This window comes from Spartinivicinus marinus, assembly GCF_026309355.1.
GTDB lineage: Bacteria > Pseudomonadota > Gammaproteobacteria > Pseudomonadales > Zooshikellaceae > Spartinivicinus > Spartinivicinus marinus.
In genome coordinates this window covers 2,919,402-2,933,862 of the sequence record NZ_JAPJZK010000001.1, presented here as the reverse complement: position 1 = coordinate 2,933,862, position 14,461 = coordinate 2,919,402, and the positions used below count along the sequence as shown (strand labels likewise).

The 14,461-nt window shown below is 37.1% G+C and carries 10 protein-coding genes; 5 read left to right on the top strand and 5 right to left on the bottom strand.

Features of this window, described 5'->3' with window-relative positions; genetic code table 11:
- Positions 1-4: 4 nt before the first annotated feature.
- Positions 5-598, bottom strand: a complete 594-nt coding sequence (gene hisB / locus OQE68_RS13190; protein WP_180568140.1) for an imidazoleglycerol-phosphate dehydratase HisB — start codon at positions 596-598, stop codon at positions 5-7.
- A gap of 352 nt (positions 599-950) precedes the next feature.
- On the opposite strand from hisB, the gene OQE68_RS13185 reads away from it, so the two are divergent.
- The 3 genes from OQE68_RS13185 to OQE68_RS13175 all read left to right on the top strand — a co-directional run bounded on the left by OQE68_RS13185 (position 951) and on the right by OQE68_RS13175 (position 4,701).
- Entirely contained in the window at positions 951-1,616 is a 666-nt protein-coding gene (locus OQE68_RS13185) for a fumarylacetoacetate hydrolase family protein (protein ID WP_180568141.1), read from the top strand.
- 147 nt (positions 1,617-1,763) lie between these two features.
- Positions 1,764-2,993, top strand: coding sequence for a M12 family metallo-peptidase (locus tag OQE68_RS13180; protein ID WP_180568142.1), 1,230 nt, complete (start codon positions 1,764-1,766; stop codon positions 2,991-2,993).
- 355 nt (positions 2,994-3,348) lie between these two features.
- Positions 3,349-4,701, top strand: coding sequence for a helix-hairpin-helix domain-containing protein (locus OQE68_RS13175; RefSeq protein ID WP_180568143.1), 1,353 nt, complete (start codon positions 3,349-3,351; stop codon positions 4,699-4,701).
- Between the two features lie 54 nt (positions 4,702-4,755).
- Here OQE68_RS13175 and OQE68_RS13170 read toward each other — a convergent pair whose 3' ends face one another.
- A complete protein-coding gene (locus tag OQE68_RS13170) occupies positions 4,756-6,303 on the bottom strand; it encodes a substrate-binding periplasmic protein (protein WP_180568144.1) in 1,548 nt (515 codons plus the stop codon).
- Positions 6,304-6,441: 138 nt separating this feature from the next.
- Here OQE68_RS13170 and OQE68_RS13165 point away from each other — a divergent pair, with 138 nt between their 5' ends.
- On the top strand, positions 6,442-6,648 hold the full coding sequence (locus OQE68_RS13165; protein WP_180568145.1) for a hypothetical protein: 207 nt from the start codon (positions 6,442-6,444) through the stop codon (positions 6,646-6,648).
- A 249-nt stretch (positions 6,649-6,897) separates the two neighbouring features.
- On the opposite strand, the gene OQE68_RS13160 is transcribed toward OQE68_RS13165, so the two are convergent.
- Positions 6,898-10,413, bottom strand: a complete 3,516-nt coding sequence (locus OQE68_RS13160) for a LamG-like jellyroll fold domain-containing protein (protein ID WP_180568146.1) — start codon at positions 10,411-10,413, stop codon at positions 6,898-6,900.
- 296 nt (positions 10,414-10,709) lie between these two features.
- The gene (locus tag OQE68_RS13155) at positions 10,710-12,095 is read right to left on the bottom strand and encodes an aminoacyl-tRNA deacylase and HDOD domain-containing protein (RefSeq protein ID WP_180568147.1); all 1,386 of its coding nucleotides are present in this window, start codon (positions 12,093-12,095) and stop codon (positions 10,710-10,712) included.
- 380 nt (positions 12,096-12,475) lie between these two features.
- Here OQE68_RS13155 and OQE68_RS13150 point away from each other — a divergent pair, with 380 nt between their 5' ends.
- On the top strand, positions 12,476-12,868 hold the full coding sequence (locus tag OQE68_RS13150; protein ID WP_219339993.1) for a CBU_0592 family membrane protein: 393 nt from the start codon (positions 12,476-12,478) through the stop codon (positions 12,866-12,868).
- 114 nt (positions 12,869-12,982) lie between these two features.
- Here the strand turns inward: OQE68_RS13150 and OQE68_RS13145 are convergent, their stop codons facing one another.
- A complete protein-coding gene (locus OQE68_RS13145) occupies positions 12,983-14,386 on the bottom strand; it encodes an MATE family efflux transporter (protein WP_180568148.1) in 1,404 nt (467 codons plus the stop codon).
- Positions 14,387-14,461 lie beyond the last annotated feature (75 nt).

Here is a 14,461-nt window from a genome sequence, read left to right as displayed (position 1 = left end):
CTTTTTATAAACAGCCTTTGGTTGATGGTGTTATCCCTTGCATTCGTGGGTCAGATGTCACCGCCATGCGTAGTGCTCTGCCAAATGCTTTAAATACAGTTTCTGCCTGGTGATGAGCATTTTTGCCTCGCAAATTATCCACATGTAGCGTCACTAAAGCGTGGTTAACAAAACCCTGGAAAAACTCATGGAAGAGATCAACATCAAATTGGCCAATCATCCCGCGCGTAAATGGCACATGAAACTCTAATCCAGGCCGACCAGAAAAATCCACAACCACCCGGGATAAGGCTTCATCAAGAGGAACATAAGCATGGCCGTACCGTTGAATACCTTTTTTGTCTCCTATTGCTTGATGAAAAGCCTGTCCCAGTGTAATACCAATATCTTCAACTGTATGGTGGGCATCTATATGCAGGTCGCCTTTGGCTTTAACATCAATATCAATCAAACCATGCCGTGCAATTTGGTCTAGCATATGATCTAGAAAGGGCACTCCCGTTTCGAACTGAGCTTGTCCTGTACCATCCAAATTGATAGTGATTTTTATTTGAGTTTCTAAGGTATTTCGTTCTACAGTGGCTTGCCGATCAGCCATACAACACTCCTGGAGCAATAAGCTCCACCATTTATAGATAATGATATGTTTCGCAACACTTTCATATAAAAGCTACTGGTAAGTAGTATTATGGTTATGGATAACCTACGCCAGAGAATTATATACCGAACAGTACCCATTGGTCAGGAATTTTCCCTCTATTAATTAACTGTTATTCTGAGCACCTAAGACATTACTATTAATGTATATACAGTTTATTTTTGTGTATATACAAAAATAGCTTAATTTATAGGTAAAACTTCAGTTATGCTCATATAGCTAAAACAAATGCTTAAGAAGTAAATAATATAGCCAACGTTCTGGCTATAAAGTGAATACTAGGAGTCATCAAATGCAGCAATACCATCATAAATGGATTGATGGAAGCCCTATCAACTTATCATGCAATAAGGTTGTTTGTATTGGTCGAAACTATGCCGCCCACGCAGCAGAGCTTGATAACCCCATTCCAGATACTCCGCTATTGTTTATCAAACCTACTACAGCCATTGTTCCCCTCGAACAACCACTTCAACTACCCGACAATTTGGGTGAAGTTCACTACGAAACTGAGCTAGCCATATTAATTCAGCACCCCGTAAAATCCGCTTCTCCAGAAGCAGCTGTCAATGCAGTTGGTGGTCTAGGTCTAGCTTTGGATTTAACTCTGCGCGACTTGCAAAGCCAGCTAAAAGAAAAAGGACACCCCTGGGAAAAAGCCAAAGCATTCGACGGCAGTTGCCCACTCTCTCCTTTTATTCCATACCATGCCAGTATGCCGCTTGATAATTTACACTTTGAGCTGAAAATTAATGGTCTGCCTGTGCAACAAGGTCACACCAAGCTAATGCTTACTTCAGTTGCTAATTTAATCAGCTATGCCAGTCAATTTTTCACTTTATTACCGGGTGATGTAATATTAACGGGCACACCTAAAGGTGTTGGTAAATTGGCTTCAGGAGATCAGCTAACTTTACAATTGCAGGACTATGCACAATTTTCAACAAGCGTTATCTGACCAACAAGCCAAAAAAACTATAAATAGCCAATATGAAGCATATAATTTAGCAGTTACTTTAATTGCGTTTTACCAAAGCTACATTTAATATGCTGTCATATTGAGTTCACGAAAATTATTAATAAGAAAAATAAAGGAAATATATCAATGAAAATGGATTTTAAAGCAATAGTGCTAATGTCATCTGTTTGTCTGAGTGGGATGACATATGCAGCAAATAACCAACTTTACAGTTTTCCTCCTGTTTATCAAATTAATGGCGATTACTCAGAATTATTTGATGCACAACAAAAACTGGTTGAGCAACAACAAGCACAGACAGCCCAGCTAATCAACATTAACACTTCCTCTCTAACTAACTTGCAAAAACAACAAAAAATTGTACTCCCCCTTCCACATAAGAAAATAACCCTTACTATCACTGAATCCAAACAAACTCAGAATGGCCAATATATAACAGCCACTAGTGATAAAAGTAATGGTTCCAGCTATTTATCTCTTATTAAAACACCTCATTACATTTTGGGAGACTTACACCATCAGGGCCAGTTATACAGAATTAAGCATTTACGCGACGGTAGTTACAGCTTATTAACAATGCCTAAACAGCAGCAAGAGTCTATTCGAGATGTACACATCGAAACACCAAGTATGGTCAAGTTTCCAAAACTTGATATGAGTCGGCTGGAACGAAATAAACGCCATGAGTTAACGGTGATGGTTGCCTATACCCAACGAGCTATCGATGATAATGATGGTATTGAAGGGGTTAATGGCTTAATTCAAAAAGCTGTTGAAGAAACCAATCAGTCTTACCAAAACAGCAACATTCCTATTGATCTGACTTTAGTACATACCGTAAAAACTGGTTACACCGAATCATACTTTGATATTTACACGGATGTTGAAAACTTGAAGGGCAAAGAAGATGGCCACATGGATGACCTTCACCAACTTCGTGATCGCTTCAAAGCAGATATTACAATCCTACTAACTGGCACAGGAATGGCCTGCGGTGTAGCACATACTATTATGGCAGACCCTTCCACAGCCTTTGCTTTAGTAAAAGATAGTTGCGCGACAGGTTATTATTCCTTTGCTCATGAAATAGGTCATTTACAAGGGGCCAGGCATATTATTACCCAAGACGAGTCATTAGACCCTTTTACTTATGGGCATGGCTACTGTAATTCTGTACCTGACACTTGGCGTACTGTTATGGCTTATAACTGTGATGTTTCAGGGTTAACCCGAATTCCTTATTGGTCAACCCCATGGGTAAATTATGAAGAAAGCACTACAATGGGTGAAAGTGGAGTTAGCAACAATGCGTTAGTGTTACGCAGAACAGCACCATACATCTCCTCATTCCGTTAAATTGTACCCCTATCGCTCGTAAAAACTGTTTCCCCCTTTGAAAAAGAGGGGGTAGAGGGGATTTAAAGTCATAATAATGTGGTAGTGTTGTACGAAACCTTATTTACATACCGTAATTATTTAATCTCTCCTATTTTTTAATTTGTTAACTCCCGTTCCCTGTGATTCATTTCAAACAATACACAAAGCCACGCTTTGAGTACGTATTGTTAAGTGATTAACAAACCTCTACAATTGTCTATTTTATTTACAACCAAAACAGTATATTAGTTGAGATCAAATATTCACTGATTAATTTCCAAATATATCCTTTTATACTGGATATTAATTCACCTCATGGTGTAGCGGAGGCCTAATGTTTAAGAAATTGCTCTATTTTTTCAGGAAAACAAGCAGCCATACCACAAAAAATATAAGTGTTAATACTGTAGCTAAAATCAATACAACTAATGTAGATAGTTTAGATAATAGTGTTGAAAAAATTATTGAAGAAATAGAACAAACTTTTACAGACTGGCAACATACAGGCTTAAGCTCTATTCACCCAACCGAAGTGGAACAGTGTGAAGCATTAATTGAAAAGCTATCTGAATTAGAGCAGGAACAAGCATTAGAAAGCAACAAGTCAGAGTGTTTGACAGCTCAGCTGAATAACATAAAAACAACTATGCAGGTTTTTTCCAATAAAGACAACACTGCACCTGATAATATAGAACAAGCTGAAATAAAACAGCCTAATCAAGATAAAGCTATTGATGAAACAGTAAATGCTGTTGCTGAAGCAGAAAGTATTGAAGAGCAAACATTCACAGAGACTGAAAAGCAGCCAGTCGACACAGATAATACTCAACAACAACCAGAAACTGCTAGCCCCTTTGAAACAGCTGATACTATTGAAAAAGCTTATCCAGTAGGCATAGCTACCAACAGAAGTACAGTAACTACGCCAGCAGTAACTGAGCCATTAGTAAATAATTCAGTTACTGATGAGTCAACGGTTGATGAGCAAGAAATAGATGAAGTCACTGATAATACTGCTGAAGAAGTTTTTGAAACAACTATTCACTCTAGCATGACTGCAACTGCTAGTAACATATCTGAGCAAGCCCCTGAAGTAGCTGAAAAGGCTGCAAACTCTACTCAGCAAGATTCTGAAAATGGCAGTGGTGTAGATACATTAATCTATCTCCCCAAACTCTCATTAAAAACACCACTGGCTTGCCTCAAACAAGCACAAATCGCCGAAAAAAGTAGTGAATATAAAAAGCTACCCAAACGCACCAAAAACATGCTTGATAAGCATGGTGAGTGGGTTAATCCTTCTGCTGAACTGCCTTATCAAACAGACATAGCTGTTGAAGACAAACCAGCATACCTAGCTTTTCTACAACAGCTATTAGATACTCTTGAAAACAAACAATTAACGTCCGAACAAAAAGTCGCTGAGCTAACTAAAGTTGAAGAACAAGAAAGCTGGCAGCCATTCGTAACCAGCCATTTTGGAAACGACGAAGATTGGAAAATTGCCAAGAGCATTGAGCAAGAAGTAAAAAGTATTAAAGGTATCAGTACTAAACTCGCAGTGCTGCTATTTAAACAGGGTTACACTAGTAAGCAGGCTATTTGCAACGCACCTGATGATGTATTACTTGCCTTACCTCGTGTGGGCAAAGCTACCTTGGAAAAAATACGAAACTCAAACAAATAACACCGAAACAAGAGTGGCTTATTTACACCTTATTGATATAGGCTGCTCTTTTTATTAAAAATTCGAACGTGGCAGTTTAGCATTAGATATATTCCTATCAATAATTTGCTGTATTACCCCCTCTTCTTTCATACTTTGTATTTCAGAATTAAATTTTTCAAGAAAGGATGTTGCATCCTTGTTTGAAAAGTCTGCAGAAAGAGCAAGGTAACCAGCCTCTTCTTCAATTTTAAAAATTTCCATAATATCTTCAATTTCTATACTAGGATATTTGTTTTTTAGTGCTTTCAAATACCACTGTATTGTTACACGATCATTGATATGGCAGTCTAACCTGCCAGGAGCAAGCTTACGAATAGCATTTTCAGGCCCAGAAACCTTGGTTGCATTAATTTCATTGTTATTAACACCTTGCCAAAATTTATTTCCTCCCATAAGTACACCCAAACTCAATACAAATCTGGCATGTTTTAAATCATCAGGCCAAGCCTTCAGTTGTTTAAAGTTAATTCCTATTTTCATTAAGTTTTTGATATTACAAAATACCGTTGATATTTCCTGCATAATGGGAATAGAGTAATATCCCAAAAATGGCCGCTTAGCTGGAAAATAATGGGGCGGAAAAATACCTTCAGCTTTACCTGATTTAACCATATGTAACGCCCGTTTCCAGGGCATTAGCTCGATTGTAATGTCTTCACGCCCTATTCTTTTAAATGCTTGCTTAATGATTTCCGTATAAATCCCTTTAGGAACACCATTATCCAAATAAGAAAAAGGAGGATGAAGGCTATCACCCACTACGATAAATGGCTTACTCTGGTCTGAAGATATAGTCGGTAACTTTTCAGAATACCGACCCATTATGACATCTTCCATAATTTTATCGATTATTCCTTGACTCTTTAGCTTAGCTAATCCCTTATTAAATCTTTCTAACCACTCTTTTGCTCTAGGCACTTTATTAGATATTAATAGATACCACTGCCGCTCTTGAATTGCTCTATGGTGATTAGTTAATATTTTTTGATCACTTCTAGAGAAGTTTTTTGCTAATAGCTCATAGCCTACTTCAGGCTCAATAATAAATAATTGTATTCGATTTGAAATTAGTTTTTTAAAATTAATTATATCTGTATTTCCTATCTCCACATCTATTAAACTACTGTCAGCAGCTTCTTGTATTTGCTCGCCATAAAAATAACCACGAGTCACTCCTATTTTGTATTGCTTCAAATCTTCTATAGTTTCCCAGTTAAACTTGAGATCCTTTCGATGAAAAAACACATGGCGTAATGTTAAAACAGGGTCACTAAATAAAAAGTACTTGGCTCTATCTTTATTTTTTGACCACAACAAAGTAGCATCAATCTTACCATCCTTAGCCGTTTCCATAGACCGCTTCCAAGGGTAAAATATATAGACAACCTTAATTCCTTCTAACGCAAACGCTTCAGTCACTATATGCGATCCTGCACCATATTCATTATAGTGCTGAGATAAAAATGGCGGCCACTCTCCGCTAGCAATGCGAATTCTTTCTTCACCGAGTACTACGGGTGATATAAGTATCCAAAATATCAACAAGAGTTTATATTGCATAAAACATTATCCACCTAATCTTACCTCTATATTATAGGCGGCTAATAAGTAACTTGATTGCAGTAGCAAGTGCTTTAACAAATGAATGGAGGTAAATACTTCTTCGCACAATCAATAACAGCTTTTATCTGATGAATTTTGTCAGCACCAAACCCTCAGATAGTTGCAGATGCTGTGGCTAAGGTGATTGCTACAACACCTGGTTCACGACCATTTCGAGCTGTGGTTGATAAGATAGGAATGGGAGAGCCGATTGAAGCCTACAACCAGCAATTGGCTGCATTAACTAAAGACATTTACCAAACATTTGGTACTGCTGAAATGTTAGAGCTGAAAGTACAGTAAAATATAATACCTTGATTAAGTGCCTCCATCGATTTTTGGAGGCTCTATTTATTTTATATTGGATAAATTGACAATTTAGATTCAACAGCTGGAGTCTGGAGTATAGTCAAACTATACCCATCATGAATCATTTTTAGGTGTAAAAATAAGCACCGATTCAGCTATACTCCAGCCTTTAACATCTCCCAACAATATCTCTTGCCAGTTATTATGAATATTGTGTACCAAAGTTATCAATCCACCTACTGTCTATTTTAAATTATTATTTGAGTATTTATTACCCACCATGCAAGTATTTTTCACACTCCTACCAGCTATACTAAATAATGCTAACTTAAGCTCGGTTGTGATGTTTCCTGGCCGATAATAACTACCTGTGTCTATTTCCGGTTCATACCTTCCATCATTCAGCCATAAGGTAACTGACTCTACTTTTTTACAAGGGTTTGGATTAACAACTTCCCAGATATAGGCCGCATTCGACTGCATCGGACCAGCTGGTACATGCAATATATCTCGTGCACCGTAAGCAATTCTGGTCATATCATTGGTCTGATGTAGATAAACATCATTACCAAACCGAACAGGCTCTTCATAAGTGGTTCCATCTGTATAATTAAGAGTTAAATATGCAATCTTTCCACCATCCCTACCATCATCTGTTGTATAGTAATTTCGATACATTTGTTGGATTCTTTGCATATAGGTGGTCATTGATAATGACTGGTCAGGGCCTTCCCAAGCACTACTGATAACCAGTGAAATTGATGAAACTGACCCGTTAATAGCTTGTGTAGTGGATTTAGTTCCTTTAGCAGACAGAACCAATGAGTTTGGAGAGTCCTCTGGTAGTGTTTGCACTACTGAGGCAAAGGATTCAGCAGGTTCACTTCCTTTCATTACCACCTGTGAAAAGTCAAATCCTGGGCTAGCTAAGCTCCAATCATTAGTTTCACCAATCAAATCTGCATTATAATTTTCAATGGGAAATACTTTGTAACTATCACCTCCATATATATTTGGGTTAACGGAAGTAATTCTAGAAATATCAACACCATACTTACTAGTAAACTCCCAAAAATGTGGTAGATTCTTTTGATTTGTATTCCAGAACAAATTAGCTTCATGCACTATTTTTGAAAATGACCAATAGTCAGCATATCCTTCTGATACTTTTCCTTGTGCAGTACTGTTCATTACAGAACACCAAGGATAAGGTGATGACCATTTATTAGAATACATAGTCTCTGTTTCAGTCATTGTAGGCAAATCATAAGGTGATGTATCAGCTTTATTACTTGAGTAAATAACTGTATCAAATCCACCCTTCTTGAGTTTTTTGATAAAACCTCGTTCGTAGTGCTTACTTCTACTAATCCAATACATAGGCACTATATTCGCGCAATTCTTTGCAAGAGTCGATAGTTGAGCATCAGCATGGAAAGGAGGCCCTCCATTTCTGTCGGGTGTAAGCCCATCGGCCCAGAATCTTACTTCCTGCATACCTAATTCACTTAGATATTTACATTGACGAATAATACTGTCAGACCACACCACTCTTGGCTCCATGAATCTACCTGGGCCCTGAGTAATAAAATCTTGCTCTTCAAATGGAGCACCATTTACCCAGTAATCACCCAATGACTCATCATGGGCAATATTAAATGTTTTTTCTGAAGGGAATGCTGATAATATGTCTTTATAATAAGTATCTGTCAGTGTTTGATAACCTGGGTTAGTTGTATCAAAGAAGTGTGAATATATTTTTCCATTTTTTTCGACCCATGCCCATTCTGGGTGTTTTTTTCTAAACAGTGCACCACCGTAGACTATGGGTACAACCTTTTCAAAATAGTGTTGCTTAGTAAAATGAATTAGTTTTTGCATTTCCTCAGGGGTTAAAAATCTATCCCAAATATAATAGTAACGTCCGTCTCCAATAGCTAAATTACCCAAATATAGTTGGAGTTCATTTACTTTAAATTGACTCAAAGTTCTACGGACTAGTTCCTCCCAGGTTTTCATATCCATTTTCAATTTATCCTTATACATTGTGTAATGAAACCCTCTATTACTTGTATCAGGATAATCAACTATCAAGCCAAAAGGGGAAACTGGCTCAGTTTTCTTAGCATAGTTAAATTTTAAAATTTGTAATAGCGAGACACTAGAGAGGTAGCTACCTGCATAATCTTGCCCAGCTAGAATAATGCCTTTTGAATCTACCTTTAATACATAGCCCTGTCCTGTATTTGACATACTGTGGAAGTATCCAAGTAAACCTTCATCAGCTAATATTGTTGATATATTTTTAGCAGCAATTGTACCAACTAAAATAGAGTTATATGGACGTTCGTTAGCTGTCCAAGGTCGTATTGAAAGGTTAAATCCGAAATAACGTTTTATTTCAGCTCTAAATGTCATAGCACTTTCAATACTTTTTAAATCAGGGACATATATAACTGTCTTACTGTTTATAGTAAATTTTCCAAACTTACCGGGGCTACTCCAACTGACTTGTTTTGGAACAGGAAAAATCTGCGGATAAACCCTATTCCTAACTTCACCAATACCATTGTTACTGCCAATCTCTTGCATTGATAAATTATCTAACCAAAGCATAGGTAAAGGGTCATTCTTGTTCATATCCTGCACTATCTGTAAAGCAGTGAGCCCTTCTTTATAAATTCGAAGTTCATCTATCCTGCCATCAAAGGTATTGATAAGTGTCTTATCATAACTACCAGTATATAGGTCATTATAAGAGAGCTGTAAGTCACCAAATACTTCATCATTTTTATACTGCTCTTTACCATTGATATAAATCTTTAGATCATAGCTTCGATAGCTTACAGCGACATGATTCCAATTGTTGGTATGGGATAAGAATTTTGCTTCATGTGTTTGAATATTTAATCCATATCCTCTAAAAATAATTTTATTATCTACAAGATACAGTTCAAAACTCCCTTTTTTTCCAATAATTGTTCGACGTACTTGATCCGAAGAATTTCTCGGCGCTATCCAGACTGCAATAGTAAACTCATCTTTTAAATTCAAGGAGTCATCATGTGGAATAACCACTGCATCGCCCTTGCCATCCAGGTTTAAACCAATTCCATATTTTCCTTCATCTAGTGCCGCATTACCAATAAAACTACCATGATTAGTAAATTCGCTAATATCATGCACATCGTTATTTCTTACTACATTTTTTGAGTAGTCATAATCATGATAAAGATACAAACGCTCCCAACCACGAATACCAACCCCGCTGAATTGCGGACTAATATAAGCTACTGCAGGTTTTGTTGCTTTTACATGTAGCTCTCCATATGTCCATGCATCCGTATCTTCAACACCAAATAAGGAGTCAACATAACCTATATTTGTATCAGAGGCATCGTACATTCTCATTCTGATACGAACAGATTTTAAGTCTCTACTTTTATAGTAGAAGCCAAATTTATAAAACTTCTGATTTCCTGCTGCTAGATGATTACTTGGCTTAATACCAGAAACAGCATCTCCCCACTCTTTATCTCTAACAGGAATTCTAACTGCTTGTTCACCATGATAAGCATCATTCACTATTTGTGGCAAAAAACTCGCGTCACTTCCAAACCATTTCCAGTCATCGGGTCTTCCTCCAAGATCTCCTTCTTCAAATGAAGCATTAGGCAACATTCCATAGCTCGTAATAGAAACCACAAACAATAATAAAAACCCTGTTAACTTTAAAAAACATTTTTGAATAATTAACATCGCTTAACTCCCTTAAGCAAAGTTATAAATGTGCAAAAATTATTACATTCAGTGTAATTTACTCTTTAGGGCATCTTTAATACATTTATCCCGTTATCAACATCACACACCACTTTCTTAAGTCTATATAAGCTTAAGAATTTCACTCATAATTTTCGTGAATATTTCTATTAGTCTATATAGATTATATAAAATGAAGCCTCTAGAAAAGATCTTTATTAAAAGTGAAAGGGCCGACTAGAGGCCGACCCTGTTGATATGGAAGACAAATTAAGTTAGTTACAAATATTGTACACTTACGCTGCCAAGCTATTTCCTAACATTTCAACATTATCGTGATTTTCCACTACATTACTGATCACCTCAGCCACCTGCTCGGGTGCAAGATTCAAACGTTGATATAACTCATCAGGAATTTGCTCATAAGGTGCATCACCTATCCCCTGCTTTTTCAGCAGCCTTTGTACCATATAAAGTAATAAAGCATACTGTGAATATTCACCATTATAATTTGGGGAGTGTTGGAATCTTATAGCGACTACCAGCTCTTCTGGCATATCCCAATAATGCATTAACCAGCAGCAAACCTGATCACGAGTTACACCAATTAAATAGCGTTCTATTTCTATATGATTAATGTGTTGATTCACTTCCATATAACGACATATATTTGAAAAATGATCTGGAAACACATAAGCCATAACTAAATAGCCAAAATTATGCATTAGCCCGCTTAAATAAGCCAAACCTTTATCTAACTTATTGGCTCCTGTCATTTTACGCACCATTTGCTCAGCTGTCACTGCTGCGTAAGAGGCTTGCTGCCAAAATGGAGTGTAACCTCTTGGCTGATCTTGCGGCAATTCAATGGTTTTATTTAAACACATTGCTACAGCAATGCTCATAATAAAATCAAAACCAAGCACCCGGGTAATAGCATCTTTTACATTTTTTATTTCTCCTCTTACACCATAATAAGGAGATGCCGCCCAACTAATAACTTGAGCAGCCAAACTTGGGTCTGACTCAACAATTTTAACTAATTGATTAACATCAGCATTAGGGTCTGAACTCAGTTTCAGTATTTTTTGTGCCGTTTGAGGCAATGGTGGTAGATCAACTGTTTCTTCTAGCTGAGCCCTCATGGCTAACTGAGTGTGAGTATTCACAGCCTGAGTGATTTCAAAAATATCTTGCTGCCACGTTTCAGGGCTTTCAGCCGTTTCAGCCACTTGTACACTGAATTGCGATTGAGTATAGTGACTTGACAGTTTTTTATAATCATCATTTGTTATACTTATTAGCCGTTCTTTTTTACCACTATCAAGCCATAATGGTTCATCAGATTTAAATAATTGGCTATCAATGATGACTGGAAAGTCAAATAATTGAGGAATTGCGGGCAAGGTTTCTAGCTGGTTATTCTCTAATAGCTTACTTAGTTTCTCCCCCTCAATTGCGGTAAGTTTGCGGTTGAATTGTGAGTTAAAGAAGTTTAAGTCGATGATATGAGTTCGTGGACAAATTACCATCACTCTTCCTTTATCATCTTCTAACAAAGTACAATAGATAATATTAGATAAGTTCTGGTTATTATCATTCAGCTCTTTATACTCACCAGCTTTAACTGTAATACCCTGCTGCTTCAAGATCTCCTTAACATTTTCTGGAATATTATTCATGTCCCAACCTAACTGATAGTCTAAATGACATAATTATAGCCTGGGTATTGAAACCAGACCCAAAACATGAAATATAGTGTAAAGTCAGATATTTATGCGTACATCTCTAGCGTTAAACTATTGTTATCTACTGTTCAGTTATCATGCAGTTTTATAATAAAACAAGCCGCAACATCCAGTAAAAGTGATATATAACCATGGTTTCATTTCTGTACTGAAGGGCATTCAAACAAACTTATACCCCCCATAAAATTGCTTATAAAATGGTATTGAAAAATTAAAAATTTCAAACACACAAACCAACATATTGCTTTCATCAATAAGAAACAGTATTTTTACTTTTACAAAAATCTGAGTTCAAAAAATTTTCGAGAAAAATAATGCCAGCAAACAGAATTTATTTATGGACAATAAGCGCTACCATTTTAACCTTGATAGTTGGAGCGATAGCAGGAGCCATTACCGAGCACATTCTTATACCTTACTCAATAATAAATAACCCGGTAGACCAATTAGGTTTATATTTTCATATTATTGGCTTAACGGGTATGATTGCAGTTGTTACTGCTTACTATGGGTTGATTTCAGACTGGTGGGATAAAGGTGACTTTACATTTAATGCTATCAATTTATACGGTGGCATCATGCTTCTTATTTCATTATGCGTTCATTTTAACCTAGGTTCATTTATCATTGAAATTTTCTGGATCGCTATTGCAATTAAAGGCTTACGTAATTTTTCACAAAATAATAGCTTACCAAGCTCTAATTAATATATAGCCAATACGAATGGCTTTTAGGTGAAGCCATCAAGTAACAAAACCCTAAAGGTTATCTAATGATAACCTTTAGGACAGGCACCTCTCATAAACAACCGACATTATGGTTTAAACATATTTTTCAATTCTGCTATTAGTGATTAGCTCTCCAGAGTCCGTGTGACCAACCCGTGTCGCTTTTTCAAATAGCCAAATCAAGCTAATCGCTGCTGCAGCCAACCCTGCTGCCAACCCCCACCAAACACCAGTCCCCTGCCACTGCCAGTAAAAACCAAGCAATAATGCAACAGGCAAGCCTACCAGCCAATAACTACTAATTGCTAGCAGCATTGGGCGCTTTGCTTCTTTTAGCCCCCTTAATGCCGAGCTGGCAATAGTCTGTGATCCATCAAAAATCTCAAAGTAAGCAGCAATAATCAATAACTGACTTGCGATAAGAAATACCTGCTGATTTTCTGGATTATTTTTATCCAAATACAAGCCAACAATTACCTCCGGAAATAACCAGAAAGCCAATGCAGCAACTAACATCAAACAAGCTCCCATACCTAACCCCAACCAACCATATTGACGACAAGCTTGAATGTTATTGTGCCCTAGTTCATGGCCTACTTTTATGCCCGTTGCTTGGGCAATACCCATTGCAACCATAAAAGGCACAGTAATAGTTTGTATGGTTATTTGATGAGCCGCCAATGTGTCATTGCCAAATAATCCCATCATAAATGCTGTCGTTGAAAATAATCCCACTTCGGCAAGGTAAGTAATACCTTGTGGAATACCTAACTTCAATGTCTCTTTACAATAAAAACCAAGGCGGAGTTTTCCAATAAAGGCATTACGTTGTTCAGCTAACTTAGGATGGTAAAGTATGTAAGCAACTAGTAAAATAAAGCTCGTTATATGCACAACACTTGTTGCCACCCCGATACCCTTAATACCTAAATTAGGAAAACCAAAGCTGCCCGTAATTAATAGGTAGTTAATCGGTATATTCAGTAATACATCAATCCAGGCAATTATTGTGACTACTCTGGTATGGCCTAATGGCATTACCGTAAACCTTAGCGCTTGAAACCATAGCCCAGGCAACACTCCCCAGAAAAAACCCTGCAAGTATTGATCTGCAAGTTCAGTAGTGACTTCACTTTGCCCAGTTAAATTTATAAGTTCTCTAGCCCAAAACAGAACCAATAAAATCAATACTCCAAAACCGGTGGCTACGATTAAGCTGGCATAACTGTATTGTTTAACTGTTCCATCAGGTGTTTTATGTGCACAAGGTGCAATCAAATTTGAGGTTGCACCCAACACCCCCAATGCCAAGGTTAACAATAAGCCGGTTATAGTTACCCCTAGACCGCCACCAGCCAAAGCCTCTTTACCTAGGATTCCCATCATAATGGTGTCGGTTAAGCCTAATGCAACTAAGGCCACTTGAGACAAAATAATGGGCCAAGCTAAAGTAGAAAGCGCCTTTGCTTGCTTTGAAAAAACCGACAACTGTTTCATATTTCTTAACAACACTTCATATAAGAAAGGCAATATAAAAGTAGCCTACTGGGGACAGTAGGCATATAAAGGGTA

What these genes read in the sequence shown, in the direction of transcription:
- OQE68_RS13160 (WP_180568146.1), bottom strand. Translation starts at nt 10,413, where the DNA reads ATGTTAATTATTCAAAAATGTTTTTTAAAGTTAACAGGGTTTTTATTA.
- OQE68_RS13170 (WP_180568144.1), bottom strand. Translation starts at nt 6,303, where the DNA reads ATGCAATATAAACTCTTGTTGATATTTTGGATACTTATATCACCCGTA.
- OQE68_RS13145 (WP_180568148.1), bottom strand. Translation starts at nt 14,386, where the DNA reads ATGAAACAGTTGTCGGTTTTTTCAAAGCAAGCAAAGGCGCTTTCTACT.
- OQE68_RS13155 (WP_180568147.1), bottom strand. Translation starts at nt 12,095, where the DNA reads ATGAATAATATTCCAGAAAATGTTAAGGAGATCTTGAAGCAGCAGGGT.
- hisB (WP_180568140.1), bottom strand. Translation starts at nt 598, where the DNA reads ATGGCTGATCGGCAAGCCACTGTAGAACGAAATACCTTAGAAACTCAA.
- OQE68_RS13180 (WP_180568142.1), top strand. Translation starts at nt 1,764, where the DNA reads ATGAAAATGGATTTTAAAGCAATAGTGCTAATGTCATCTGTTTGTCTG.
- OQE68_RS13175 (WP_180568143.1), top strand. Translation starts at nt 3,349, where the DNA reads ATGTTTAAGAAATTGCTCTATTTTTTCAGGAAAACAAGCAGCCATACC.
- OQE68_RS13185 (WP_180568141.1), top strand. Translation starts at nt 951, where the DNA reads ATGCAGCAATACCATCATAAATGGATTGATGGAAGCCCTATCAACTTA.
- OQE68_RS13150 (WP_219339993.1), top strand. Translation starts at nt 12,476, where the DNA reads ATGCCAGCAAACAGAATTTATTTATGGACAATAAGCGCTACCATTTTA.